At 38.4% G+C, this 26,754-nt stretch carries 29 protein-coding genes and 1 riboswitch; of the genes, 23 read left to right on the top strand and 6 right to left on the bottom strand.

From position 1 onward, the window contains the following. Positions 1-166: 166 nt before the first annotated feature. On the bottom strand, positions 167-1,114 hold the full coding sequence (locus ACFO3P_RS13410) for a C40 family peptidase (protein ID WP_193063628.1): 948 nt from the start codon (positions 1,112-1,114) through the stop codon (positions 167-169). Positions 1,115-1,688: 574 nt separating this feature from the next. Here ACFO3P_RS13410 and ACFO3P_RS13405 point away from each other — a divergent pair. From ACFO3P_RS13405 to ACFO3P_RS13335, 15 genes are all read left to right on the top strand, one after another. After that, a complete protein-coding gene (locus tag ACFO3P_RS13405; RefSeq protein ID WP_193063630.1) occupies positions 1,689-2,198 on the top strand; it encodes a hypothetical protein in 510 nt (169 codons plus the stop codon). Positions 2,199-2,209: 11 nt separating this feature from the next. After that, positions 2,210-3,238 (top strand): TFIIB-type zinc ribbon-containing protein, encoded by a 1,029-nt coding sequence (locus tag ACFO3P_RS13400; RefSeq protein ID WP_193063632.1) that lies wholly within the window; start codon positions 2,210-2,212, stop codon positions 3,236-3,238. Next, complete coding sequence (locus ACFO3P_RS13395) at positions 3,235-4,020, top strand: TPM domain-containing protein (protein ID WP_042530618.1); 786 nt, start codon at positions 3,235-3,237, stop codon at positions 4,018-4,020. Before ACFO3P_RS13400 ends, ACFO3P_RS13395 begins: the two co-directional genes overlap by 4 nt. A 48-nt stretch (positions 4,021-4,068) precedes the next feature. Next, positions 4,069-5,115 (top strand): SPFH domain-containing protein, encoded by a 1,047-nt coding sequence (locus ACFO3P_RS13390; RefSeq protein WP_193063677.1) that lies wholly within the window; start codon positions 4,069-4,071, stop codon positions 5,113-5,115. Positions 5,116-5,400: 285 nt separating this feature from the next. Beyond that, positions 5,401-6,207 carry an AraC family transcriptional regulator gene (locus ACFO3P_RS13385; RefSeq protein ID WP_193063634.1) on the top strand — a complete coding sequence of 269 codons (807 nt, stop codon included), beginning with the start codon at positions 5,401-5,403 and terminating at the stop codon, positions 6,205-6,207. A gap of 271 nt (positions 6,208-6,478) precedes the next feature. Further along, positions 6,479-7,258, top strand: coding sequence for a sugar phosphate isomerase/epimerase family protein (locus ACFO3P_RS13380; RefSeq protein ID WP_289584332.1), 780 nt, complete (start codon positions 6,479-6,481; stop codon positions 7,256-7,258). Between the two features lie 163 nt (positions 7,259-7,421). Continuing rightward, complete coding sequence (locus tag ACFO3P_RS13375) at positions 7,422-8,123, top strand: UTRA domain-containing protein (RefSeq protein WP_193063678.1); 702 nt, start codon at positions 7,422-7,424, stop codon at positions 8,121-8,123. A 14-nt stretch (positions 8,124-8,137) separates the two neighbouring features. Further along, the gene (locus ACFO3P_RS13370) at positions 8,138-8,563 is read left to right on the top strand and encodes a PTS sugar transporter subunit IIA (RefSeq protein ID WP_193063638.1); all 426 of its coding nucleotides are present in this window, start codon (positions 8,138-8,140) and stop codon (positions 8,561-8,563) included. 12 nt (positions 8,564-8,575) lie between these two features. After that, entirely contained in the window at positions 8,576-9,358 is a 783-nt protein-coding gene (locus ACFO3P_RS13365) for a PTS mannose/fructose/sorbose/N-acetylgalactosamine transporter subunit IIC (protein WP_193063640.1), read from the top strand. Next, complete coding sequence (locus tag ACFO3P_RS13360) at positions 9,351-10,148, top strand: PTS system mannose/fructose/sorbose family transporter subunit IID (RefSeq protein WP_193063642.1); 798 nt, start codon at positions 9,351-9,353, stop codon at positions 10,146-10,148. Before ACFO3P_RS13365 ends, ACFO3P_RS13360 begins: the two co-directional genes overlap by 8 nt. Positions 10,149-10,160: 12 nt before the next feature. Next, positions 10,161-10,652 (top strand): PTS sugar transporter subunit IIB, encoded by a 492-nt coding sequence (locus ACFO3P_RS13355; RefSeq protein WP_193063644.1) that lies wholly within the window; start codon positions 10,161-10,163, stop codon positions 10,650-10,652. Positions 10,653-10,670: 18 nt separating this feature from the next. Next, entirely contained in the window at positions 10,671-11,387 is a 717-nt protein-coding gene (locus tag ACFO3P_RS13350) for an SIS domain-containing protein (protein ID WP_193063646.1), read from the top strand. 115 nt (positions 11,388-11,502) lie between these two features. Further along, positions 11,503-12,249 carry an SIS domain-containing protein gene (locus tag ACFO3P_RS13345; RefSeq protein ID WP_379542451.1) on the top strand — a complete coding sequence of 249 codons (747 nt, stop codon included), beginning with the start codon at positions 11,503-11,505 and terminating at the stop codon, positions 12,247-12,249. A 126-nt stretch (positions 12,250-12,375) separates the two neighbouring features. Then, a complete protein-coding gene (locus tag ACFO3P_RS13340; protein ID WP_193063648.1) occupies positions 12,376-13,038 on the top strand; it encodes a YczE/YyaS/YitT family protein in 663 nt (220 codons plus the stop codon). A gap of 6 nt (positions 13,039-13,044) precedes the next feature. Continuing rightward, the gene (locus ACFO3P_RS13335; protein WP_193063650.1) at positions 13,045-14,043 is read left to right on the top strand and encodes a hydroxyacid dehydrogenase; all 999 of its coding nucleotides are present in this window, start codon (positions 13,045-13,047) and stop codon (positions 14,041-14,043) included. Positions 14,044-14,144: 101 nt separating this feature from the next. On the opposite strand, the gene ACFO3P_RS13330 is transcribed toward ACFO3P_RS13335, so the two are convergent. After that, complete coding sequence (locus ACFO3P_RS13330) at positions 14,145-15,176, bottom strand: aldose epimerase family protein (RefSeq protein ID WP_212928790.1); 1,032 nt, start codon at positions 15,174-15,176, stop codon at positions 14,145-14,147. A gap of 322 nt (positions 15,177-15,498) precedes the next feature. Between ACFO3P_RS13330 and ACFO3P_RS13325 the strand changes: the two genes are divergently transcribed. The 7 genes from ACFO3P_RS13325 (at position 15,499) to ACFO3P_RS13295 (ending at position 22,542) form a co-directional block, all read left to right on the top strand. Continuing rightward, entirely contained in the window at positions 15,499-15,771 is a 273-nt protein-coding gene (locus ACFO3P_RS13325) for a hypothetical protein (RefSeq protein ID WP_193063654.1), read from the top strand. Between the two features lie 77 nt (positions 15,772-15,848). Further along, positions 15,849-17,243, top strand: a complete 1,395-nt coding sequence (locus ACFO3P_RS13320) for a bifunctional metallophosphatase/5'-nucleotidase (protein ID WP_212928792.1) — start codon at positions 15,849-15,851, stop codon at positions 17,241-17,243. Positions 17,244-17,370: 127 nt separating this feature from the next. Next, entirely contained in the window at positions 17,371-17,679 is a 309-nt protein-coding gene (locus ACFO3P_RS13315) for a YunC family protein (RefSeq protein WP_040979011.1), read from the top strand. Positions 17,680-17,812: 133 nt separating this feature from the next. After that, positions 17,813-18,610, top strand: coding sequence for a sporulation protein YunB (yunB, locus tag ACFO3P_RS13310; RefSeq protein WP_226894835.1), 798 nt, complete (start codon positions 17,813-17,815; stop codon positions 18,608-18,610). Between the two features lie 63 nt (positions 18,611-18,673). Beyond that, positions 18,674-18,849, top strand: a riboswitch (Lysine riboswitch). A 273-nt stretch (positions 18,850-19,122) separates the two neighbouring features. Then, on the top strand, positions 19,123-20,685 hold the full coding sequence (locus ACFO3P_RS13305) for a Na+/H+ antiporter NhaC family protein (protein WP_193063658.1): 1,563 nt from the start codon (positions 19,123-19,125) through the stop codon (positions 20,683-20,685). A gap of 217 nt (positions 20,686-20,902) precedes the next feature. Further along, the gene (locus tag ACFO3P_RS13300; protein WP_193063659.1) at positions 20,903-22,426 is read left to right on the top strand and encodes a sodium-dependent transporter; all 1,524 of its coding nucleotides are present in this window, start codon (positions 20,903-20,905) and stop codon (positions 22,424-22,426) included. 14 nt (positions 22,427-22,440) lie between these two features. Then, positions 22,441-22,542: a methionine/alanine import family NSS transporter small subunit gene (locus ACFO3P_RS13295; protein ID WP_139089031.1), complete on the top strand. Its 102-nt coding sequence runs from the start codon at positions 22,441-22,443 to the stop codon at positions 22,540-22,542. 273 nt (positions 22,543-22,815) lie between these two features. Here the strand turns inward: ACFO3P_RS13295 and ACFO3P_RS13290 are convergent, their stop codons facing one another. Together ACFO3P_RS13290 and ACFO3P_RS13285 are read right to left on the bottom strand one after the other, a co-directional pair. Then, positions 22,816-23,826 carry a M23 family metallopeptidase gene (locus tag ACFO3P_RS13290; RefSeq protein WP_413465444.1) on the bottom strand — a complete coding sequence of 337 codons (1,011 nt, stop codon included), beginning with the start codon at positions 23,824-23,826 and terminating at the stop codon, positions 22,816-22,818. After that, positions 23,819-24,364 carry a YhcN/YlaJ family sporulation lipoprotein gene (locus ACFO3P_RS13285; protein WP_042530629.1) on the bottom strand — a complete coding sequence of 182 codons (546 nt, stop codon included), beginning with the start codon at positions 24,362-24,364 and terminating at the stop codon, positions 23,819-23,821. The genes ACFO3P_RS13290 and ACFO3P_RS13285 overlap by 8 nt, the downstream gene beginning before the upstream one ends. A gap of 143 nt (positions 24,365-24,507) precedes the next feature. On the opposite strand from ACFO3P_RS13285, the gene ACFO3P_RS13280 reads away from it, so the two are divergent. Continuing rightward, on the top strand, positions 24,508-24,783 hold the full coding sequence (locus ACFO3P_RS13280; RefSeq protein ID WP_042530631.1) for a YutD family protein: 276 nt from the start codon (positions 24,508-24,510) through the stop codon (positions 24,781-24,783). A gap of 71 nt (positions 24,784-24,854) precedes the next feature. Here the strand turns inward: ACFO3P_RS13280 and ACFO3P_RS13275 are convergent, their stop codons facing one another. After that, a complete protein-coding gene (locus ACFO3P_RS13275; protein ID WP_042530633.1) occupies positions 24,855-25,103 on the bottom strand; it encodes a hypothetical protein in 249 nt (82 codons plus the stop codon). 63 nt (positions 25,104-25,166) lie between these two features. Beyond that, a complete protein-coding gene (locus ACFO3P_RS13270; protein ID WP_042530635.1) occupies positions 25,167-26,597 on the bottom strand; it encodes an amidase in 1,431 nt (476 codons plus the stop codon). Positions 26,598-26,754: the final 157 nt, after the last annotated feature.

The following is a 26,754-nucleotide window of genomic DNA, read 5'->3' as shown; positions in this document are numbered from 1 at the left end:
TATGTAAAATATTCCTTTATCCCTTTTTTCGGAAATCCTTCTAATAAATTGTTGACAAGTATATCGCAAAAAATTTAAAAAGTCTATATAAAATTTTCAATGCTAGAAAAGAATAAAAAGCAAACATAAAAAAACAAGCGCCAGGTTGCGCTTGTTTTTTTAACTATTAATTGAAAGATTTTGCTCCAAGGTAATGTTGCTGCCAATAATCAACGCTCATGTCAGCTACAACCATTGCACCGCTGCCGCTGCTTGCGTGGATCATTTGGTTGTTACCAATGTAAATTCCGCTGTGAGATGCGCCAGCTGTATCATATGTTCCTTCAAAGAAGACAACATCGCCAACGCTTGGAGAATCTACATGAACTCCGTCATTTGCCCACATTTGGCTGTGTGTACGGGAAACATCGATGCCTACTTGGTCAAACGTATAGTTAATCAATCCGCTGCTGTCCAATGCAGAAGGATTTGATTCTCCCGGAGTGTATGCTCCAAATTGATATGGGATTCCTAAAGCACTTTCAGCTGCTGCAACGATGTCAGAACCGCTGACAGAACCAGATTGTGTTCCTGCATTGTCTTCGGATCCGGAATCATTCGAGACTTCTTCAATAACAATGTCATTCTCAGTTGTTTCTTCTGTTGCTTCCTCTTCACTAGCTTCTGATTCTGAAGCTTCTTCAGAGCTTGGAGCGGATTCAACAGGAGTACCTAGTGCATCAGAAGTAGCTGGTCCTACAATACCGTCTTCTTGCAAGCCTTGATCAGATTGGAAATCTCTTACGTCTTGTTCCGTAAGCTCTCCAAAAATACCATCTACGTTACTAGAAGAATAGCCTTGATCGTGCAATGAACTTTGTATATTTTCTACCTCTGAACCGGAATCACCTTGTTGAACAAGAGAAGAGTTAACTGTTGCAGAAGGTGTTTCTTCAGAAGATTGTTCCTCTTGGGCTTCAGGGAGGCTACTTTCTTCGTAGGTGATATCTCCTTCTGTTGATCCTTCTCCCGCATTTGCTAATACACTGGAGCCTACTACTGGAGTGAGTGCTAACGTTGCAGCAAACGCAGTCGAAATAACATATTTTTTTGCATCAAGATTCAATGGTGCCAAAAGAATTCCTCCTTAAGAATGTTTATATTATTTTGTTGAAAAACAGAAACCTATGTAGCAAGATTTCGCTCAAATCGTGGTATGGCCGTCCGTTAATCTCCTATTCTATGATGTATTGTATATAGGGGAGTACAAATTGATTGAAACAGAAGATAACGGACTGAAACCAACCCAGACCTGATTCAGCTATATTTTCGCTGAACTTTTATTTTTTCACTATATACAAGGTAACATAGAGATATCACAAGAAGGTGTCCAAATTTTTAAAGGTCGGTAACAAATTATTAAAATATATTACATCAATCGACAGGTTTCGAATCAAGTTCTATCAACAATTTCAGATAAATTTACGGTTTTTTCATTTCATTTTCATTTCGAAAAGCTATTAATATTACAATCTTGTAAAAGAAATCGAAATTTTTAAAAAGGTAATTAGAATTTTAATAGAAAATAAGTTATCCTTATAAGGTAATTGATTATTTTGAAACGTCCTTACCGTTCTGAAAAGGCAGTGAAACCTTTTGTGGAGTTCAAACGTACAATTATTTAAGCGAGGCAGAAAGGATGATTCAGAATGCGTTTTTTTAAAGGCCTTTTTTCATCTGAACGAGAAGCGAAGAAAAACAGACAAAAGCTGCAAAAAAACAGAAAAGAAATGGATAGCGTAATGCGGGAAATGCACGCCAAAATAGACACTATTCAACTAAACATTACCAGAACACAGGAAAAGCTAATAGAGCAGCAAGGACTGGCAGATAAGTTTGCCAGATATGAAGAAAGCTCGGAACAAGCAAATGAAAAAAGCCGATTTCAAATGCAAAAAGAAGCGGCACAGAAAGAAATTGAAAAATTACAACGCCAAAAATATGATTTTGAAACACAGATGGTCCCTTTCCAGCAAAGCTATGACCGAATGCGTCAAACATTTTCAGAAACCTTTGACCAGCTGGATGCTTTAGAGAGGGAGACCTCTGCGAAAGAAAATGAAGCCGATATAATGAAATACACAACAGCACAAGAAGAGAAGATCCAGTTTGAGCTTGCTGAAGCAGAGGCGCTGCTTGAATTGCGATCAGAAAAATGAGGTGAAGACGGATGTTAGTGCATTATAAATGTCCCAACTGCGGGGCGGATATGGAATTTGACAGTGCTTCCGGTCATTTGGCCTGTGACAGCTGCGGGCATGAGGAGCATATTGATACGTATGATGACGTGAATATCTCGCAGTCCTTTGAGGAAGACGAGGCGAAGGAATATCATTGTGAGAATTGCGGTGCTATTGTTTTAACTGATGCAGATACAACGGCGACCTCATGCAGCTTCTGCGGGGCCGGGGTGGTGCTTGCTGACCGGTTATCCGGGGAGTTGGCACCTGCGAAAGTAATTCCGTTTACCATCAGTAAAGAAGAAGCAATGGAAGCATTTAAAAAATGGTGTAAAAATGGCAGGTTGACGCCTAAGGGCTTTATGACTGCAGACCGTGTGAAAAATATTACAGGAATGTATGTCCCTTTTTGGATGTACGATTTAGACAATGATGTAGACGTAAAGGCAACAGGTACCAAAGTACGCACGTATCGGCGCGGCGATTATCGTTATACGGAAACCAAGTATTATCGTGTGCATAGAGATATTGATATCAGTTATTTAAAAGTGCCGGTCGATGCATCAGAAAAAATGAATGATGAGCTGATGGATAAAATAGAGCCTTATGATTATAACAAGCTGGAGGATTTTAAAACGCCTTATCTAGCAGGATACTTAGCTGAAAAGTATAATTATACCGATGATGAATTATTTGACCGGGTGAAGGCAAAAATTCAAGGTTTTATGGATACGTATATAGCTTCCACCATCCGGGGATACAGCTCTGTAAGCTATCAACAAAAAAACATACGCACCAAGAAAGCAAACAGCTACTATGTCCTGCTGCCAGTCTGGATGGTATATTACGATTTTGATCAGCAAGAGCATACCTTTGCAATGAATGGGCAGACTGGAAAAATTGTCGGAAAGCCGCCGTTGAGCTATTCGAAGGCAGCGCTTTGGTTTTCCAGCATTGCTGGAGGGTCTTTTGTTTTATTTAAAGCAATAGCGATGATGCTGGGCGGTGATTTACTATGAAGAAGTTTTTAATTACGGCTGGTATACTTGTACTTATATCTTTCCTAATGCTGCCTGCAGTGTCTGCAGAGAAGCAGTATATTTATGATGATGCAAACATATTTACAGATAATGAGCGGACGGATCTGGAGCAGAGGGCGGCTGAATATAGTGAAGAGAACGAGATTGATATCCTTATATTGACGAAGGATGAGTCTGATGGAAGAGATATCCAAAAATATATCGATGACTTCTATGATGAACAGGGCCCCGGATATGATGGAGAACATGGAGATACGGTATTTATGGGGCTTGATTTTTCAGGACCTTCCGGAGAAAGAGATATTGCGGTAAGCGGATTTTATAAGGGAGAAGAGTATGTTGGCCCTGAGCGTGCGCAGCAGCTTGCCGATGATTTAGTTCCTGATTTACGAAATAACGATTATTACGATGCCAGCTTATTATATTTTGAAAAGGTAGAGCGATATATGGGTGTGAACCCGAGTATCAACCCGGACAGTATTTTTCTTCAAACTTGGTTCCAGTTGCTGGCTGCTGTTATAATTGGTGCAGTTATTGTAGGTTCCATGATTTTTAATATGGGCGGCCGTGTGACGACGAATGCAAGTACGTATCTTGATGCAGATAATTCAAGAATTAAAAGCAAGTCAGATAGATATTTACGTCAAACCGTTACGAAAACGAAAATTCAGAAGAACAACAGCGGCGGAGGCCGGGGAGGCGGCAGTATAGGCAGAACTGGCGGCGGACATTCCCGATCTTCCGGGCGTGCAAAGTTTTAATTATAGATTGAATGAAGGTATTGAAATAAAGAAAGGATGAACAGAATGATGGGCTTTTTTAGAGGGCAATTAGCAAATGTGATTGAATGGGAATCATTTCGTGATGATATGATCTTTTGGAAATGGAATAACAACGAGGTGAAAAAAGGGAGTAAATTAATTGTTCGCCCGGGCCAGGATGCTATTTTTTTCAACCAGGGAAAAATTGAAGGGGTTTTTAAAGAAGAGGGCGAATATGAAATTGAATCAGACATTATTCCTTTTTTATCTACCTTAAAAGGATTTAAATTTGGATTTAACAGCGGAATGCGTGTGGAAGTGCTTTTTGTCAATACAAAACAGTTTACTGTGAAATGGGGCACAAAAAATGCGATAAACATACCTTCTCCACAGCTTCCTGGCGGTATACCGATCCGTGCTAATGGAACCTTTCAGTTTACAGTGAAAGATTATGTGAAGCTGATAGATAATATCGCAGGCGTCAGAGACAGTTTTCTGGTGGAAGACATTCGCCTGAGAATTACTGCTGTTTTAGATCAATTATTAATGAAGTGGATTACCAGAGAAGGAAAGGATATGTTTAATCTTCAGGCGAATTCCTTTGAAATCGGCGAGGGTATCAAAGAGGATTTAGATAAGCAAGTCAATCAGGATGGTTTTGAGATTAAAGGTTTTCAAATCATGAGCTTTAATTATCCAAAAGAAATCCAGGATATGATTACAAAAACTGCCTCGCATGGCATGATCGGCGATATGGGACGGTATAAAGATGTCGCTATGACGGATGCGATTGCTTCCGGGAAATCAGATGGCGGCAATTCCGCAACAGATATGGCCGGAATGATGATGGGAATGCAGATGGCAAAGGAAATGATGAACGGTACGAATGACCAAAATACAGCAAATCACCAGCAGTCCAATCAGGGCGGACAGCAAAATCAGGGTGGACAACAAAGCCAGAATCAACAGACCGGAAACCAGCAGAATGCTTCTGATAATGAAGGAAGCGAATCAATTCCAAACTTCTGTCCGAATTGCGGAAGTAAAACACAAGGAATGAATTTCTGCGGGAATTGTGGACATAAGCTGGTTTAAATACGAAAAATAGATTAAAAATAAGGGTGCTGTCTTGGAGGAGATAGTATCCTTATTTTTTAGATGGACGATATGAAATGACATGCTATAAAATAAATGTAGTAAAAGAACAGAAATGTTAGATGAGAAAATCAAGAAAAAATAATTAATGCTAAACATGATTTTAAAGTAGTTATTATGTTTTAGCGTAACGTTAAAAGTCTATTTTGTTTACAAGTATTTAACAAAAAATGTATTACATCTAAGAATTAATTAAAGAAAGCACAAACCAAAGGAGCAGTTATAATGGGATATCGTATTCGTTTAAAAGAAAATAAACATTCGAATAGAAATCTTGTAAAGAAACACCATCATAAGGTTCACCAGATTCTTTATGCTCTCGAAAATACAGGAGAGATTACATTTAATAATCAAAAAAACACTTTTTTTCAAGATAGTCTGGCTTTTATCCCGCCATATTCAGACCACTCTATTACATCAGAGGGGAAAATGACAGTACTTGTGCTTGAGTTTGATGTGCTCCATTTGGATTCGGATATTCAAAAGGTTTTAGAAATGCAGGATTTTAGCAATCCGAGGTTAATTGATTTAAGTCCATTTGAAGCAGGAAATGTAAGACAGTTACTTCGCAGGATGCTTTATGAGCAAGCACAAGGGGATTTGATTAATGTAGTAGCTGTAAAAATCTATCTGGAAGAATTATTGCTGATTTTATTTCGAAGTCAAAAAGAATTAAATATTACGGATGCAAATGTGCTTCGGGCTGAACGTTTAAAAGATTACCTCGAAACACGATATTTTGAAATTAGAGATGCCAATGATTATTCTCAAAAGCTTGGGATAAGTACCAGACATATCAATACGATTTTTAAAGATCAATATGATATGACACCGATGAAATATTTAAATGAAGTAAGAATGGAAATTGCCAAAAAATTACTCATGGAAACCAATAATGATATTGCATCTATTTGTTTTGAAGTAGGTTTTGAAGCAATTTCTACCTTCTATAGAAAATTTAAAGCGTATACGAATATCTCTCCTCAGAAATTCAGGAATAAATATCAATATACAAAGGAGTCAGATAGCTGAAAGAATATGCTGATATTTAGTATATTCTTTTTTTAGTTTATTTAAAAAAAGAAGGTATACACCTTCAAAAGTTTATTTCCGAAATTGAGAATTTTATTCCGCCTTTAATAAGACAGCTAAAAAAATTTTTCGTATGATAAGCGTAAGTTGTTAAAAGAAAGCTATTAAAAAACAGCATACAAATAGAAGCGATTTAGATGCTATAAAACGGTAAGTTATTTTTTCTAGTGGACTAACAGGAAAGAAAAATAAATTTGAGAGGAGGAAAAGGATGTTTCAAATAGGCTTATGTTCTGTAACCTTTAGAAACTTATCTGTAGAAGAAATAATAGAAGCTGCTAAAAATACGGATATACAAGGAATAGAATGGGGCGGCGATATTCATGTTCCGCCTGGTGACTTAGAACATGCTGCGTATGCTGCTAATATAACCCGGCAAGCAGAAATAGATATTATCTCTTATGGTTCCTATTATCGTCTAGGGGTAAAGGAACAACCATTTTCTTTTGAAGCTATCTTAGATACTGCTGAAAAATTGACGGCTCCTGCCATTCGAGTATGGGCTGGAAATATTGGATCAAGCGAAGCAACAGAAAGACAATGGGAAAAAGTGATAGAGGATGCCAAACGAATTGCTGATTTAGCAGAAAAACAAGGAATTCATATTAATCTAGAGTATCATGGCCGAACTTTAACAGATACGGCAGATAGTGCCATACGGCTAATGAAGAAAATTAATCATTCAAGCGTTTCCTTATACTGGCAGCCCTCGCCATTTGAAACAGTGAATAAGAATGTGAAGAGTATTGATACCGTAAGACAATGGCTTAGCCATGTTCATGTTTTTCATTGGCAGCTTGTTGAAAATAACGTCATTGTGTATCCTTTTTCAGCAGGTATTTCTGATTGGGAAAAGTACTTACAACAACTAGAAAAGCAACAAGGAATGTGTTATTTAATGATGGAATTTGTGAAAGAAGATAGTATCGAACAATTAAAGAATGATGTAAAAGTGCTTCAATCAATAATTACATCATATTCCGCCAAGTAAAGGACAAACATAAATTTAAATACTAGCTTATTGCAAAACGAAATGCCTGGATTGATTGCAAGGTGTAGGGAATTGGATGGATATCAACTTTATGAAAACAATGCTATTATTTTTTTATTTTAACTTAATATATTAACTGATTAACTAGTTAGGAGGTTATCTTATTTCTATTCCAAAATATCTGCAAATCAAGCAAAGTCTTCTTTACAAGATTAATAACGGAAAGTTTCTTCCAGGAGATAAGTTTTACAGTGAAGCGGAGTTGAAAAGAGAATACAATGTAAGCGGTATTACTGTAATTAAGGCTTTACAGGAGCTGACACAGGAAGGTTATCTTGTACGTTATCAAGGCAAAGGGACTTACGTTTCCAAAGGGAAAAAAGCAAAAGTAGTGCGTTTTTCTGATCAGGAAAAATATCAAGGGAAGCAAGAATCTGTCCGAGTACTAAATGTAGAAAAAATGACAGATCCACGAATAGCTAAAGAATTAAATATTAACAAAGAGGAAGCATTTTACTTAATCAAGCGCGTACGCATGATTGATGATGTGCCGTTGCTTGTCCAATACTCTTATGTTTTATCTGAATTTATTAAGGAAGATATTGGAGAGTTAGAAGCATTTTCCTCAATTTATGAAAAAATAAAACATGATTTTGAAATTAATCTTTTCCAGGCAGATTCGACAGAAATAACAGAAATTTGTTTCCCGACGCCGTCTGAGGAAAGTAAGCTGCTTGAGATTGAAGGCGATAAACCAACTGCGTTCATACGCAGATACACGTACTTACTGGAAAAAAGAGTGGTGGAATATATTGAAACGTATAAGCGTTGGGAGTATTTCAGCAATAAAATAGAACCTTTATAAAAGGAGTTGGACAAATGAATATCTTGTTAGTATCTCACCATGGAGTAGCTGGTGGTCTAAAAAAAGCAGTTGATATGATTACGGGAGAACAAGAAGAGCTTTCTATTATCGAACTTACCGAAGCTGGTGTTCAGGATTTTTCCTCAAAATTGGAATCTTATTTGGAACAATGGAAGCGTTCTAATAAAAAAATAGTGATTCTTGCTGATTTAAAAGGGGGAACGCCCTACAACCAGGCGGTAGCGCTGACACATAAATTAGAGATGGAACAAAACGCCTTTGTTATTAGCGGAGTTAATCTGCCGCTAGTCTTGGAAACACTCTTTTTAGATGAAACTGATTTTATGATTTCTGACCTTAATCGGGTTATTGAATCTTCAAGAAGTGCAATTTTTAAAGCGGATCCACTTGAATTGAATAATAATGATTTAGATGAATAGGGGGCAGTAAGGATGGAGATTGTCTGGTGGCAAGTATTATTAATAACGCTGTATGCAGCATTTGCAATTTATGATGGAAACAACACAACAATGGGATTTGTTAAACCGACAATGGCAGGTTTTTTTGCCGGGCTGATTCTTGGAGATATGCAAACAGGATTGATTGTCGGAGGGACGTTGAATTTACTGGTGCTTGGAGTTGGAAATTTCGGCGGTGCATCGATTCCAGATTATATGACGGGTGCATTGATTGGTACAGCTTTTGCTATCTTTTCAGGCGAAGGAGCTGAGTTTGGGATATCCTTAGCAATCCCGATTGGCTTGTTAATGGTTCAGCTCGATGTTCTTGCCCGATTTACAAACACGTATTTTCAAAACAGGGCAGAGACCTTTATCAAACAAGGGAACCTTGATAAAGCTGCCAGGATGGGGTTATGGGGATTGCTTCCTACTTCTCTGTCTAGAATGATACCCGTGTTTTTAGCACTTGTATTTGGTGCAAGGTTTGTAGAATCTATCGTGAACTATATGCCTGATTGGCTGATGAGTGGTTTGAGTGTAGCTGGCGGAATGCTTCCTGCACTAGGTATAGCCATATTATTACGATATTTACCTGTAAAGGAAAATATCCCTTATCTTATTATTGGATTTGTCGTAGCAGCATATTTAAGTATGTCTGTATTAGGAGCTGCACTTGTTGGACTAGCTCTGGCAATTTTAGGATATCAGCGGTTCACTAAAAATAATGATAACAATGATCCTGCGGTAGCTAATGGAGGGATGGGCGATGAGTAAACGAAAGATGTATCGTGAGTTAAAGAAAGTATTTTGGAGATGGTTTTTCTTTGGACAAGCAAGCTGGAATTATCAAAAGTTTCAAGGGTTAGGATATTATTTCAGTATTTTGCCGTTACTTAAGAATTTATATAAGGATCCCGAAGAACGCAAAACAGTTGCCATGACACATATGCAATTTTTTAACACGAATAATACGATGGCCCCTTTAATATTAGGTGTAAATACAGCTCTTGAAAGAGAGAAAAGAATCAAATCAATGGAAGCAGTAGCTTCATTAAAAACAGGTATGATGGGACCGCTGGCCGGGATTGGTGATACGCTTTTCTTTGTTATACCTACTACCATCATAGGTTCCATTGCTTCCTATTTAGCACTTGAAGGAAACCCAATCGGTTTGATTCTTTGGATTGTGTTTGGATTTATTCGTCTTGGTGCCATGCGTTTCTTTGTTTGGTCCGGATACCAAGAAGGTGTGAGACTCGTAACCGAAATAGGCGGCAGGTTAAAGAATCTTACAAAAGCTGCTAATATCCTTGGAATTACCGTTGTAGGTGCGCTTATCCCAACGGTGGTTACAGCAACTTTTGGATATGAGTTCCAGCAAGGGGAAGTTACACTTTCTATACAAGAGCTTGCTGATCAAATTTTGCCATCCCTAGGTCCAGTTCTTGTTGTTGCAGTCACTTATTGGATGCTGGGTAAGAAAAAGTTAAATTCAACACGCGTTGTCTTTATTCTAATGGCACTTGGGATTATTGCTTATAATTTAAAAATATTTACAACATAAGGAGAGATAGAAATGGAAGGAATTGTACATGTAAGAGTTGACGATAGATTAATTCATGGACAGGTAGCTACTCGATGGTCTACTGGTTTAAGGGTAAACAGAATTATGGTAATAGATGATATCATTGCTGCCAGTGATCATGAGAAAGCGGTATTAAGAATGGCAGCACCATCAGGAGTAAATACATCTATTTTGCCATTTGAAAAAGCAGCCGCAAATATTAAAGCAGGCAACTATCAGGGACAGCGTGTTTTACTGGTTGTTAAATCACCAGAAATCCTAGTTCGTCTGCAGGAGGAAGGATTGGAGCTGCCACAGGTCAATATCGGAAATCTTTCCAATCGTTTTGGTACAGTGCAAATCAAAAAATCAGTAAGTCTCTCAGCAGATGAAGAGAAAGCGATCCAAACACTTCTTAACAGCGGGGTGAAGGTGACAGCTCAAATGGTGCCAGATGACCCGGAAACAAGCATTGAAGTATTTTTGAATAAAGCCAAGCGATAAGTAAGAGGAGTGAATGCAGTGAACTATGTCGACCAATTTTATGCGAAAATAGATTATATTTTAAAGAAAATACGAACAGAGCAACGGGAGAATATTGAAAGAGCAGCCGATATCCTGACAGAAACGGTTGAACGGGGAGGTATTATTCAATCTTTTGGCTCGGGACATTCTTTCGCAGCTGCCATTGAAGTTGCTGGCCGGGCAGGAGGATTCGTTAACTCCAAGGCTATCAAAGAGTTTTACGGAATCAATGGCTGGTTTGAGGTAATTGAAGGGGTTGGTGATGCGTTTATTCGTTTAGTCGACCAGCAGGATGAGGATTGTTTTATTTTTATATCCAATTCTGGGAAAAACCCTTTGCACATTGACATGGCTAAATATATAAAAGAAAAAGGGAATAAGCTGATTGTTGTTACAAATTTAAAAGATTCTCAAAATGCGAAAAGCCTGCACTCAAGCGGAAAAAAATTATATGAATTTGCCGATGTGGTCCTGGATAACTGTGGAGACCCTGGAGACTGCGGAATAGATATACCGGAATATGGAATGAAAACAGGTCCTACATCTTCTATTTCAGCAGCTTACTTACTTGATAGTGTTGTTTTACAAGCAATCGAAAATCTAGTGAAAAAAGGTATCGAACCGCCGATAATGAAAAGCGCCAACGTGGAAGGCGGCCGAGAATACAATGAGTCATTAATCGAAAAATATAAAGATAGAATGCATCGCGTTTAAACTAGAATGATTATCTCCATTTAAGAGAAAGGAAGGGCTGCCTCTTAAATGGAGAATAACCAATGGATAAGAAGGCCGTTTCAAACTTTAAACCAATTATTCAAGGGGGATTATGATGATAAAGAAGTATTATCAAAAAGTACAAGAGCAGCTTGAAAATACGTTTAATAAAGAAACAAACGTTATGCAGAAAGTGAGTGAAGTAATCGCAGATAAAATAAATGATGGCGGAGTTGTTTATTTATTCGGATGTGGTCATTCTCATATTTTAACAGAGGAAGTATTCTATCGTGCAGGAGGACTTGCACCGATTTATCCTATATTGATTGACGAATTGATGCTTCATCAAGGCGGGGCAGCATCTTCTCAAAAAGAAAGAAAAAATAGATATGTTCGTCCATTATTAGCGGAATATTCCATTACTAAGAAGGATGTGCTAATTGTCATTTCTACTTCAGGCATCAACCCAGTTCCAATAGATGTCGCATTATATGGGAAAGAACATGGAGCTGTTACAGTGGCATTAACCAGTACAGCATATGCTGAACAGCAGCCTTCCAGACATGAAGACGGGTTATACTTGAAAGATGTCTGCGATTATACAATAGATAACCATGTACAGGTTGGAGACGCAATGTTAAGTAATTCTGACACAGGTATTCGTTTTGCCCCATCGTCCTCTGTGATTGTCATTTCGATTCTTCAAGCTATTTTAGCAGAAGTCACTGATTTACTTATCAAAACAGGGCAAGTTCCACCAGTATTTCTGAGTGGAAATATTACTGGTTCAGATGAACACAATAAAAAATTACTAGATATTTACGGAAAAAAAGTGCCGCTGCTTATTAAAAATATGGAATGAGATTGTCCAGGACAGGGAGAGAAACGTCCATAAAACAGGATTTTATTTTTCCATCGCTAACTATCTATGTTCAAAAAAATAAAAAGGCAGCTATTAAAATATCGGAATATTTATGGAAAGAAGTGTATGTATTTGGCACAATCCAATCTATTAAAATCTTATGGGCTTTTCTTGCTGAGTCTTTTCATTATGGGACTCGGCATTAGTCTGGTTACACTTGCACATCTCGGTACTACTCCTATTACGAGTCCGCCATATGCATTTAGTCTATTCTTACCTATTAGTTTTGGAATGCTGACGATGCTGTTTAATCTTCTTTTTGTCTTAATCGAAATAATAATGATGGGCAAAAATTTTCCCAGAGTTCAGTATTTGCAATTATTAGTAGGGCCAATATTAGGAATAGCTATTGATTTTTGGTCTTATTTCCTTATTCATATCCCGCAATCTTATTACTGGGTTCAATTAAATATGGTTGTCATTGGCTGTGTTATTATTGCATTTAGCACGGTGGTACAGTTGAAGGCACAAGTGGTAAATAATCCGGCTGAAGGAATTGTAAAAGTGATTTCTTACAAAACTTCACAGGAGTTTGGAAAGGTAAAGCTTTATTTTGATATAAGTTTGGTATGCTTAGCAATGTTTATTTCGTTTATCGTATTTGGTTCTGTTCAGGGTGTTCGAGAAGGAACCATTATATCAGCTTTGATTATTGGACCGCTTATTAAACTGTTTCAGAAACAAAAAACAAGCAGCAGTATTTCTGCAATGCGTCGGTCAAAGGAGTGAAAACATATGAGAAAAGGTCTGTTTATAATGGACGAAAATTTGTTTGAAAAAGTCTATACACCTGATAAACAAAGAGAGATTTCGCAATATATTGATATTATTGGAAAACCATTGACCAAATATAATTTTCAAGAAGAAGGTAATTTATTAAAAGAAGCAGAGGTTATTTTCTCTGGATGGGGTGCTCCGGTATTTGATCAATCGTTTTTAGAAAAAACGCCATCTTTAGAAGCTATCTTTTATGCAGCTGGAACAATGAAGAAATTATTATCAGACGAGATATGGGAAAGAGACATAAAAGTTACCACAGCTAATCAGGCAAATGCCATTCCAGTAGCAGAATTTACATTAAGTGAAATTCTATTTTCTTTAAAAAACGGCTGGCAGCTATCCAGATGGCTAAAAGAGGAAAAAAATTATATTAATGGTATGTATCAGCCGCTAATCGGCAATTATCAAGCAACGGCAGGTATTATTTCTTTGAGTCAAATCGGCAGGAAAGTAACGGATTTATTACGGCATTTTGACTTGAATGTATTAGCTTATGATCCATTTGTAAACGAAGATGAAGCTAGTAATTTAAATGTAGAGCTTTGTTCTTTAGAAGCGATTTTTAAACATGCAGATGTTGTTTCATTACATAGCCCGCTTTTGCCCGAAACAAAAGGAATGATTAAAAAAGAGCATTTTCAGTCTATGAAGCAAAATGCAACATTTATTAATACAGCTAGAGGTGCTATTGTTCGAGAAGATGAGATGATAGAAGTTTTACAAGAACGTACAGATATTACAGCTGTTTTAGATGTGACTTATCCAGAACCGCCAGCGGAACAATCCAAATTATACACTCTGCCTAACGTTGTTTTAACACCGCATATAGCAGGAAGTTCTGGTAATGAGAGGGCTCGTTTAGGGGCTTTCATGCTGGAAGAAGCAAAGCGCTTTACGGCAGGTGAGCCGCTTCAATACAAAATAACGAAAGAATCATATAGGAATATGGCTTAACTTCAGAAGGGAAACGAGTCATCTTCCAAAAAAAGCGAATCCTGTTCAATCGGATTCGCTTTTTTTGGAAGGTTATTTCGTGCATTGATAAAATCAGAAAGCTAATTCGTGCCAAATGTAAAGGTAGTTGATTTGTTATAAACATCACCTGCTTTTACAACGATGGACGGCAGTCTATCTTGATAGAGTGCTAAAGGTGTATTGGAAGTCTCAAAACAAACCCCATAATGAGCTGGGGCAGTCCCATTTTCTAATAGATATCCTTGTGAACCCTGATTCGCAGTATACATCGTCATACCAGGCTGGTTCGTTTCTATAGATAAGGTTCTCCCACAGGTGGGCTCATAAATTTCTATTCTGTTTTTAGCGTTCTTAAATAAAAAATAATGATCATATCCATCGGCTAAAGCTAATTGTTCAGATTCAGATAATGAATGCACCCCTTCTCCCAAGCGAGCTCCATATCGAAAATCGAATGCTGTATTTGACGTATCCAGAAGCTTTCCGGTAGGCAGCAGATTTTTATCCAATTCTATGATGGTGCTGTCCGGCATAGTGACATGATGCTGATAAATAGAATTTTGCACATTTCCGGTTAAATTAAAATAACTATGATTTGTTAAAGAAAGGGCGGTTGTTGCATCTGGAACGGCTTGATAATGTATAGACAATTCGTTCTTGCTGGTAAGACTATAAGTGATAGAGACATCCAAATTACCAGGGTGCCCGCCTGCAAAAGTGACATCATTCGTCGTTAATTGTAATTCGATTGCCGATTCTGTTTTGTTCACTTGTGTATCCCACAGAATTTGATGAAAGCCATTTGTTCCACCATGCAGATGATGGTTACCTTCATTTTTTTCCAGCTGCCAGCTCTGCTGATTAATCTTAAATCGCCCGTCAGGTATTCGTCCAGAAACTCTGCCAATCAAAGCACCTAAATATAATGGGTTATTTTCATAATCATGATAATCTTTAAAAGTCCATACAATATTTTCCTCGTTTCCATTTCGATCTGGTGCATATAATTTTGTGATGATTCCTCCATAATCCAGAATACTAATTTCAATCGTATCATTGGTTAGTGTGTATTCTTTCCAGCCGTTTACGACTTCTTTTACTTGAATATTCATTTTCTCACCTTCAGTTTGAAAAACAACGCAATGTGTTTTAGATTAGTTGTAATCGTAAAGCTTTTGATGCTTTTATTGTAGAGAAGTAATCTTAAAAATTAATAAGATACCAACTAAGATAATTAAATTAATTAACAAACTAATTTAATTTTAACTTTGGAAGATTGCTTTGGCAATAGGGAAAAAGTATATTTGGAGGAAACCCTTTCGTAAACCTATTTAAAAAAACAGTTTTATCTTGGAAACATGGATTCTTCTATATAAAATAAAATCAATGCGTTTGTAAAAAACTCCCTCGCTTTCATCTATCCAGCAATGTGATATGATTACAGTAGAAAGTTGGTTTGCTGGTGGTATTCGTTATTCTTTTTTTCGGCAGTTAAAAGGAAAAAAACCACGAAATGTAGATGCTTCTGAAAAAGAATTTCGCCAGGCGGAAATGGGAACGGAAATATATACATATAAATTTCAAATTATACCTGCTGTTGCGCTTGGCAACATAGAGTGGGCATATGTGCTTTTCTTTATACCGGGGGAATGGATTGGGGCAAACTGGGTGCGTTCACCAATCAAAAAAATTCAAGTTCGCTCTTAGAGCTGCTTTTGAGAATCTTATTAATTGTGATGGGGATTCGCATGATTTTACAAGGAATTGGTTAGGGGCGATGAAGTATGTCAGAAGAGAAAGTTTACTTTTACTATACAAATGATTTACATAGTCATTTTGAACAATGGCCTAGAGTAACAGCCTTTTTAAAAGAAAAGCAGGGCCTGCGGAAAGAGAATAATGAAGCTGCCTTTACAATGGATATAGGAGACCACGTTGACCGCTCTCATCCAATTACAGAAGCTTCAAATGGGTTAGCCAATGTGGAGCTGCTGAATGAAGCAGGCTATGATATCGTGACGCTGGGAAACAATGAGGGGATAACGCTTTCCCATCAAGAATTATATCAATTATATGATAAAGCCGATTTCCAAGTGGTCTGCAGTAATTTATTCAGCAGAGATGAATTGACGCCATTTTGGCTGAAGCGGACACACACTTTTATGACAGAAAGCGGGATACGGATAGGTGTCTTAGGTTTAACGGCACCGTTTAATGCCTTTTACGAGCTGCTTGACTGGCATGTAGAAAATGAATTTGACATTATTGAACGTTATATAGAAGACTTGAAAAAAGAATCGGATATTATTGTGCTTCTTTCCCATTTAGGAATTTCCGTTGACCAGGAGATTTCCCGGCGTTATCCGGCAATTGATGTGATTATCGGGGGACATACGCATCATCTGTTAAAAGAGGGTGAACTGGTAAATCAGACCTTAATCACTGCAGCGGGAAAGCATTGCTACTATATCGGTGAAGTGGAGCTTATTTGGGATCATAAGGAGAAAAAAGTAATTTCGAAGGAAGCAGCAGCAATCAGTCTGCAGGATACAGGAAAGGATTTGGAGACGGAAGAACATTTACAGCAGCTATTACAACAGGCTGACCAATATCTGGGTCAGGCGGTAGCAAGTGTAGAAAAGCCGCTGGAAGTAAACTGGTTTGGAGAAACCCCCATTATTGATTCACTGACTAAAGTGCTCCGAAGATGGACCAATGCGGATATAGCTATGCTGAATGCTGGCGTGCTGTTAGATTCGCTGCCTGCCGGGGCAATCACAAAAGGGGATATACACCGAATTTGCCCTCATCCAATCAATCCCGTCCTTGTGGATTTAAAGGGGGATCAAATCATAGAAACGGTCAGAGCGGCATTATCTCCTGCTTTTACAGAATTAAAATTAAAGGGCTTTGGTTTCCGCGGGGAAATCTTAGGGAAAATGATTTTTTCAGGCATTCAGGTCGAGACAGCCTTTCATCGGAATGGGGAAGTGTATGTGAAGCGGGTGTATACTGAAGATGGTTACCCTATTCATCCAGACAAAGTATACTATGTTGCTACTGCAGATACTTTTACTTTTGGCCAGCTCCTGCCGGAAATTGCCCGTTCTGCAAAAAAACAATATTTTGTCCCGGAATTTTTGCGTGACTTATTAGTATATGCTGTCAAACAGCATTGATTCATTTCCATTCTATCACGGAGAGCCGTCCGAAAATTCCCGCTGAGTGAAGTTTCGTTTTATGTGTGACGTTCTTTAGCCCCTCTGCATACACTTATCACGAGAGAAAAACAGAGGGGGCATTTTTATGATTACGGTAGAACCTCTTGAGGTGGATGGAATTATTTTTACAGCAGTGAGTGTGGAATTGCCGCAAACAACCTTATTAACAATCAGCAATGATGTAGGGTATATTATGTGTGCAGCGCTCGATGTGGATATTTTTAATGAAATACCTAAGCTGAAAGAAAGAAACGTTATCGCCGGCCGGGCAATGGGAGTAAGAACCATTGATCAATTGCTGAACGCTCCGTTGCAGAAAATAACAGATGCATCGAAGGAGCACGGCTGGGAAGTCGGGATGACAGGAAAAGAAGCATTGCTTAAAATATCATAATACATGGAAAGACACTTTTTTTGTTCTTGCAGGGGACAGAAGAAGTGTCTTTTTACATGTAAAACCAATCCATTTTCCTTTGTTCTAATTCCCTTCCATAATTGCATAAATTATTACGAAGGGGGTTGTTGCATTGAAACTTAAAAGAAGATATCGATTTCGAAAGCGAACGGGAAGAAAAAGAAGAATGCCCCCCTCTCGACGCTCCATTCTGATGCTGACGTTAATTTTATTCTTTGCAGTAGTGGGCTTTAGTTTTTATTTGATAAACGTCAAAATTGAACCGATTGTTATTGATATTGCCAAACGAAAAGCGGATGAATTTGCTACGAGAGCGATTAACTCCGCTGTATATTATGTAGAGGAATATGGATTTGAGGATATCCTGAACATTACCTATGACAATGAAGGAAATTTAGTAACATATAACCGAGATCCTGCAGTTATCAGTGAAATCAACCGGGTAGCTACTGACCGGGTAGAGGAGTATTTTGCGCATGTGAATCGGGGGGAGCAGCTTGAATTTGAGCATAATCTGCATGAGCCTTATGACTATGAGGGCGGTGCGGATGGCAGGGTACAGATTGATCCTACGCTGATTGAGATTCCTTTAGGGCAAGTAACGGGAAATTCTGTACTGGCTAATTTAGGTCCTAAAATTCCTATTAATATGGAAGTGGTTGGAGCAGTGCGGACAAATGTGGTCGAGGATAAAGAAGAATTTGGGATTAATGGAGCTTGGGTTTCCCTGTATATCAATGTAGAAGCAGATGTACAAATTATTGTGCCATTTACCTCCGAAGTTAGAACTGTACATACCGAGCTTTATTTAGATGGAGGCGCAATTATGGGAAAAGTGCCTGATTTCTATGGCGGGGATGGAAATGCTCCTGATATTGCCGTACCAAAAGATGATTTGCAGAGTGACTGAATATGTAGTATAGTACAAATTAGTTGAGAAGATATTTATAATTGAATAAAAACCTTATCAGATCGGTGAGGTAGAGGCGCAGATTAGATGAGTATCCGGCAGGAGAATGACAACGAAGATTGCTGGAGAAAGGATAGTTTGCCGAAGTATATAAAGAGGTCATGCTTTATATTGCTGGCATATTACTGAAAAAGTATTATGCTGTCATGTAATGATTTACATGGAGAACTACTGATCGAAATGGAGGATAACGTGAATTGGTGAAACAATGATAGGTTATTTTCTATCATTGTTTTTTTGCGTTTTTAAAGGGTAATTTGTATATGTTTTTACTGTGAAACAGTACTTGAGTATGATAGATATCCCTGTGTCTTACTTTCCTATTTCGAATCGGTTATATGCACGTAATTATTTCAAAAGGAACTGCAGTTTCCATTATTCATTACGCGTCGTTGACCTTATTCAAAATGCTTAAATACTCAGCTCGAAAATAAATCGTTGGAGGTCTTAACATGGAAGGTACGTTTTGGTCACTGATACCTGCAATTGTCATGCTGATATTAGTGGTGTTAACAAGAAAGGTTCTTATCTCAATAGGAACAGGGATTGTTGTAGGAGCATTATTATTAAATGATTTCCATATATGGGGAACATTAAAAGAAATATGGACGGTATTTTATACAATTTTTTATGCAGATGGAGCCTTGGAGATGGGGAATCTATTATTAATCAGTTTTCTTCTCTTTCTGGGCGTGCTTACTGCGTTTCTCCAAGCTTCTGGCGGGGCTAAAGCTTTTGGAGATTGGATGCTGCGCCGGGTGAAAACACGTACCGGTGCGGAAATCATGACTGCTGTAATTGGATTGATTATTTTTATAGATGACTATTTTAACAGCTTAGCAGTTGGACAGATTGCAAGACCTGTAACAGACAGGCAAAAAATTTCCCGGGCGAAACTGGCATATTACATTGATTCCAGTTCTGCTCCCGTTACCGTAATCGCACCTATATCAAGCTGGGGAGCCTATATTATTGGTATTTTAGGCGGGTTATTTGCAGCAAATGGAATTACAAATTTGCAGCCGATTGAAGCATTTATACAAATGATTCCATTAAACTTTTATGCGATTGCTTCGATTGTTCTGGTGTTTATTGTGGCGTATTTTCATTTTGATATCGGTCCGATGCGCACGCATGAAAAAAGAGCAAAAGAAAAGGGAGAACTGCTGGATCCAAAAAGAATTCAGGTTTCTGGGGATTTAGGTGATATTTTTGATCCGCATAAGGATGGAAAAGTATTTCATTTAATTGTTCCTATCATTGTCTTATTTATTGTTACCGTCCTTGCTATGATTGTGACAGGGATTATGGAAACAGAAGGGAGCGCATCTATCCTTGATGCCTTTGCCAATACGAATGTTAATCTTTCCTTAATTATTGGCGGTGTTGCAGCTGTTCTTACTTCTATTATTTTTCATATGCAGCAAAGAAAACCGCGCTCAGACATGGGACGTATTTTTATTGAAGGCTTTAAAACCATGATTCCTGCAATTAATATTCTCGTTCTTGCGTGGATGATTGGTTCGATTATCGGTGCTTTAGAGACTGGAAGCTATTTAGCTGGTTTAGTAAATAATTCCTCTATTTCTGCAGATTTTCTGCCGGCTATTCTGTTTATTATTGCCGGTTTAATGGCTTTGGCAACCGGGTCATCATGGGGAACTTTTGGCATTATGCTTCCGATTGCAGCGGAGGTTATGGCGAACACAGATATGGGGCTATTTTTACCTGCATTAGCGGCTGTATTAGCCGGAGCAGTGTTCGGTGATCATTGTACACCTATTTCTGATACAACAATTTTATCTGCAACCGGAGCCGGGGCGCACCATATAGACCACGTTATTACACAGCTGCCTTATGCTTTCATTGCTGCTTTTACTGCTTTGATTGGTTTCTTGGTTATTGGACTAACTCATTCTACGTGGTTAGCTTTAACTGTAACGCTTGTTCTTTTGGCTGGGATTGTCTGGATTACTCATTTCCTGATTAATAAAAATAAAAAGAAGGCATCTTAACAGAAGGCTTGGAATACATTTTAGTATTCCAAGCCTTTTATGATGTAATAAGGGTATTGCAATTAAATCCTGCTATTTCCATAATTAGATATTTGACAAAAATGTCAAAAAAGCTATAATACAAGATAAATAGTCTGAAAGTAATGATTTTTGTTATTATTCTTATTTAATGCGCTTTCATTCTGTTGTTATTCATTAAAAAAGGGGGTTATGATGGATGGAGAGTCGATCACAATGGGGAACAAGGGCGGGGTTTATTTTAGCGGCTGTCGGATCAGCAGTTGGTTTAGGAAATATATGGAGATTTCCTGCTGTTGCTTATGAAAATGGCGGCGGAGCATTTTTTATTCCTTATCTATTTGCTTTACTGACTGCGGGTATTCCAATTTTAATTATGGAATTTACCATGGGTCAAAAGTATCGGGGTTCTGCACCTTTGACATTTCGAAAAATGAATAAGAAAACAGAGTTTATTGGATGGTGGGCAGTACTTGTTGCTTTTGTTATTTCAACATATTATTCGGTAATTATTGCCTGGGCAATATCTTATTCTATCTTTTCGTTTAATCTGTCTTGGGGAGAAGATACAGAAGGATTTTTATTTGGGGAGCATCTTCAATTGGCGGAGATTCCTGGGGAAATAGGCGGATTGGTACCGGGAGTAGTTATTCCGTTAGTGATTGTTTGGCTATTGGTGCTGGGAATTTTATTCCGCGGTGTAAAAAAAGGAATCGAGGTTGCAAACCGGATTTTTATTCCTTTGCTTCTCATCGTATTTATTATTATTGTAATAAGAGCAGTCACGCTGCCAGGAGCAATGAATGGATTGAATGCCTTCTTTACACCTGATTTCAGTCAAATTTTGTCACCAAGTGTATGGATTGCAGCATATGGACAAATTTTCTTCAGCTTATCGATTGCTTTTGCAATTATGATTACGTATTCAAGTTATCTCCCTAAAAAATCTGATATTACCAATAATGCATTTATTGTTGGTTTTGGAAATTCCGGCTTTGAATTATTAGCGGGAATTGGGGTGTTTGGAATATTAGGATTTATGGCATTTTCTGCCGGTGTCAGTGTGGATGATGTCGTCGCTGGCGGGGTCGGTCTTGCTTTTGTTGTCTTTCCGGCCATTATCAATGAGTTGCCGGCATTTAATGGATTGTTCGGAGCGCTCTTCTTTATCTCATTGACGCTTGCCGGAATTACATCTCTTATGTCCATTACAGAAGCGTATGTAGCAGCATTGGTAGATAAGTTTAAAATCACACGATCGAAAGCCGTTCTTTTCGGAGGCGGTCTCGCAGCATTGATTTCCTTATTATATGCTTCCAGAGGTGGCTTGTACTTCTTAGATAATGTCGATTATTTCATTAACCAGTTCGGAGTTGCCATGATCGGTCTTGTCGAAGTTGTCCTGATTGCCTGGATTCTTCGTAAAACCAATATGCTTAAAAATCATGCTAATGAAATTTCAGATATCCGTTTAGGTTCCTGGTGGACAATCAGCTTAGCTATGATTACACCAGTAGTTATGGGTTATATGATGTTTGGGCTGTTTAAGCAGAATTTATTAAGAGAGTTTGATACAGATACCGGGAACTATGAAAATTACTCGAATGCCTTTATCAATAATACAGGCTGGGCCGTAGTAGTAGGTGTGTTAGTTCTTGGAATTATCCTGGCAGCTTTGAAATGGAAGTCAGAAAATTCTCTATCCGATTATGAAGATAAATAGGAGGGAAGATGCGTATGGGTGCTTCAGCTATCATTGTAATGATTATCGGTATTGTTGTGATATGGGGCGGATTAGCAGCTAGTATTTGGAACGCTGTCCAGAAAAGTAAAGGATAAGTGTTACTCTTATTTAAACTTAAGAAAAGCCAAGAGAATAAATTGGTCTTTAAAATACTGGTATTCTTGCCGAGTAGATGTCCGCTCCGGGAAGTCGCTTTCCGCGGGTAACGGCTTAGCTTAAGCCGACGGAAAGCGTAGTGTATTTCTGGGGTCGAAGGTTATTCATTCCATGAAACCCGTTGGAGCGGCTATCCTCAATATTTTATTTAAAAAGGTGTGTATCCTGTTTTACAACTGGGATACACACCTTTTTCACGGATAGGATTGTTATTAATTATTTTTCTCCATCCGTTCCCATTTCGAGATATAAGGATAAGGATCAAATGAAAATTCACTGTATCCATTATCTTTATACATGCCATAATGCAGGTGCGGCGGGAATTTTCCAGAAGTTCCAGGAGGGCCGTAACCAGTAGATCCGACGCTGCCTAACACGTCTCCCGGTTTTACTACCTGGCCTACTTTTACATCATCCTCATAGCCGCTCATATGTCCATAATAATGATAAATATTATAGATATCCCGTATACCAATACGCCAGCCTCCATATAAGTTCCATCCCATCATTTCGACCACACCATAGGTTGTTGAGCGGACAGGGACGCCGTAGGATGCAAAGATATCGGTCCCCTCATGGATGCGCAAGCCGCCAAAACCGCGGCGGTCTCCCCACGTACTGCGGTAACTGTAATTATAATCTGTATCTAAAGGAAAGGCACGATCTGTCAGGTTGATTTCGCCAAAATTTTGAAACACTTTGGCGGTGTTCATGATTGTCTGGACAGTCAAGTCACGTTTATAATGCTCCCAGAGTGCGATTTTAACATCATCCTTATGCAGACCATATGCTAAGATATGATTTGCCATCGTATAAAGGATGTCTTCAGGATCATCGGGATCTGCCTGGCCATCACCATTTCCGTCTTTACCAATTCCGCCAAATTGTCTGATAACTCCCTGTTCTGTTGATTTAGCTGCATTTCCCAGCCCAAACCATGCGGTCTCTTCAAATTGTATGGAAATAACCTTTTCTTCTTCTGAGGAAGAGAGTGTGTTACGTTCGTAATTATCCATTGCAGCAAAATAATACCAAGGGACCTGGGTAAGGCTTTCTACCTTTTTGAATAGAGCCATGCGGTCTGTATATATTTGATCCTCTGATTCTGCATGGACAACAGCGGTGGTTTGCATAAAGGTAAGAAAGCAGCACATAATCAGGACCGTAGTGCGAATTCTAGCCAGATAAATCACCTCCTTATGGGATAAGTATTTTTTAATCATCCTTCTTCATCGTGTCGACAATTTCCTGTACCAGAGGCCCGGTATCTACATCTTCATTCTCCATCACAGAATAATGCAGGGTTTCAATGTTTTGAATCAAGCTTCTGTTATTAGAAGCATGAATCGTATAATAGCCAGGCAGTACAGACATTGCTGTTTTTTCTGCATTATCAATTGCCATTTCTTTGGATAGGTTATCTGAAGCTTCAAAAGCAATCAAAGCTTCTTCATCCGTTACAAGCGTGGCTACTTCTTTAAAATCAGGGTTCTGTAATAAAATGCGGGTAATCATATCAGCCATCTCTTCCCGGTCTACATGAATCTCTTTTGGTTCTGATGTATTATCTTGATTAAATTCATCCTGTGTATAACGGACAAAACCAAGCTGATCACGAGATGGCGAATTCGTGTTTGATTCCATCTCCGGGTTTCTGTTTTTTGGATCTAATGGGTCAGAATCGGAGTTATTTTGATCTGTTGCACAAGCTGCAAGCGTTATAACAAGGCTTAATAAAATGATTCCAAATCCTTTTTTCATCTTTAAGTCTCCTTTCCAAGAACTATTTCTTACATCTTAGTTTTGGAAAACAAGCGTAAATCATGCAGGTAATTTTTTCTGGTTTTTCTAACTGTTTCTGTGATAAACTAAGAATAATTGATAAGGAGTGTGACTATTCTCTTATGATTGAGTTAAATGGAAAAACATATGAATTAATTGAAGAAAATAAAGAAGGCTTTGAAGCAGAAGCTGTGAAAGAGCGCTATTCAGAGGTTTTATCAAAATATGATTTTATCGTAGGCGATTGGGCGTATGAACAGCTTCGTTTAAAAGGGTTTTATCATGATAATCATGCCAAAGCACCAATAGATGCGAAAATCAGCTGTTTTCAGGATTATATTTATGAATACTGTAATTTCGGCTGTGCTTATTTTGTTTTGAAAAAGATGCAGAAATAAAAGAAGTTCAATCTATCTTCTTATGGCTAAGAAGACATTTTGAACTTCTTTTTTTATACAGCAGGAAAGCTTTAATTATCTTTTTCTTCGAGAGGATGGGCTCCGGGAGCTCTTCGTTGCAGCTTTTTATGCTGTTTTTTGTCTGCGTAGGTGAAGGCACTTGTGCGCTGCTGGCCTTCTTCCCAATCTGTTGACTTTCCAGAAACCAAGTCATGTTCACGAATATCAGATCCAAAAGGCCCTTCGGGAAATTCCTCTGGAATGAGGGCATCATGCTGTTTTTGAACGGTTGAATGCTCTTGATAATCTTTTTTTGGCATCGTTATTTCCCTCCCGTTAGTTTGTAGTTTGTGCAGATGGAGGGAAATCTCGCCTTCTAATAATTACCTGTCTGTCACCTCTGCCAGCTTATACCCGCGAAAGCGTTTCGTAAGTAATTTACCCAGACGAAAAATGGCATCCTCATTACCAATACTGCTGATAATTTGTACGCCGATGGGCATGTTTTTCTCGTCTTCTCCAACTGGAATAGTCAGAGCAGGAAGCCCCCATACATTCGCATAGGCAGTATAAGGCATGTATTGCAAATAGGTTTTACGGATAGAGAAAATCTCTTTAAAAACCTGCCCGTGATCTAATGCGGACTGATAATACACGGGCATTATCAGCAGCCTTTTATCTAAATATGTTTTTAACAGCTCGTCACCCTGCTGAATGATATCCATTATTTCCCGGACTCTTTTTTGCGAAGGTTTAAACATTTTTGCTCCAATAATGGCCCAGGATAAATATGGGTGGACATTCGTACGCTGTCTCAGTTTCTCTTTTAAAAAGGAACGCACTAATCCGGAGCGGTCATTATTAAAAGCTTCATCTTCAACCAATTTACTTCCATTAATCGACATGATTTCCTGCCATATTAAGGCACTGTCCCTAAAATAAGGCGGCATCACCTGCTGGACATTGTAAATTCTTTCAAGAAAATTTTCCAGCTGCCCTAATAAATTCCCTGTTCTTGTGGAAAGCGGATAGCCTGGATTAGCTGGTAATATTTCTATTTTAAATTCCTGCAATGTCTGATGCTTGAAGTGGCTTGGAGATAAAATTTCATAAATAAGCTGCATATCCTCTACAGATTTCCCCATTGGCCCGACTGTCAGCATCCGATGTTGCAGTTCATGCTGGACAGACGGAAAATGGCCTTCTGTGGAAATGGTATCCTTCCCGGGTTTGAAACCGATAACTCCATTAAAATGAGATGGAAAACGAATGGAACCGCCAATATCTGAACCAATCCCGACAGCAGACCCGCCGGAAGCAAGCAGCGCACCTTCACCACCGCTGGAGCCTCCAGCGGTTTTGGTGATGTCCCAGGGATTATTTGTTCTGCCATATAACTTATTATCCGTTTCCTGACAGAAGCAAAGTGCAGGCGTATTTGTTTTTCCGAGTATAATAGCGCCCTCCTGCTTTAATTGCTGAACAACTTCTGCATCCTCTTGATAAATAAGGTCCTGACGGTGTTCTAAGCCTGCTGTAGTTTTCATTCCCTTCACATGAAAGCACTCTTTGATGCTGATGGGAACTCCGTGTAATTTACCCAGAGCCCCATTATTCTGCAGCAGTTCATCTGCTTCCTGAGCCTCTTGCAGCGCTTCAGTAAATCTTTCTTCAACAACTGCATTAATGGAAGGGTTAATCGCTTTGATTTGTTCAATAAAAGCTGTTACAGCATCTATAGAGGTTAGATGCTTCTTTTTAATTGCGGATGCTATACCCGTGGCATCCATTTTTAAAATATCTCGCTTTTCCATTCGGCATTTATCTCCTTCACACGTATTAGACTTACTATATCACGTTTTTTGAAAAAGAAGGAAAGATTCGCTTCTTAATTCTATACTTTATCAAGAAAGTTCAGTGAAAATACATTACAAATTATGATATGATAATAGTAGTATGGAAACATCCTTT

Origin of the sequence: Oceanobacillus aidingensis (genome assembly GCF_042654105.1) — a bacterium.
Lineage (GTDB): Bacteria > Bacillota > Bacilli > Bacillales > Amphibacillaceae > Oceanobacillus > Oceanobacillus oncorhynchi.
Note: the sequence above shows the minus strand (reverse complement) of the source record. Positions and strands in the feature narration are given on the sequence as shown.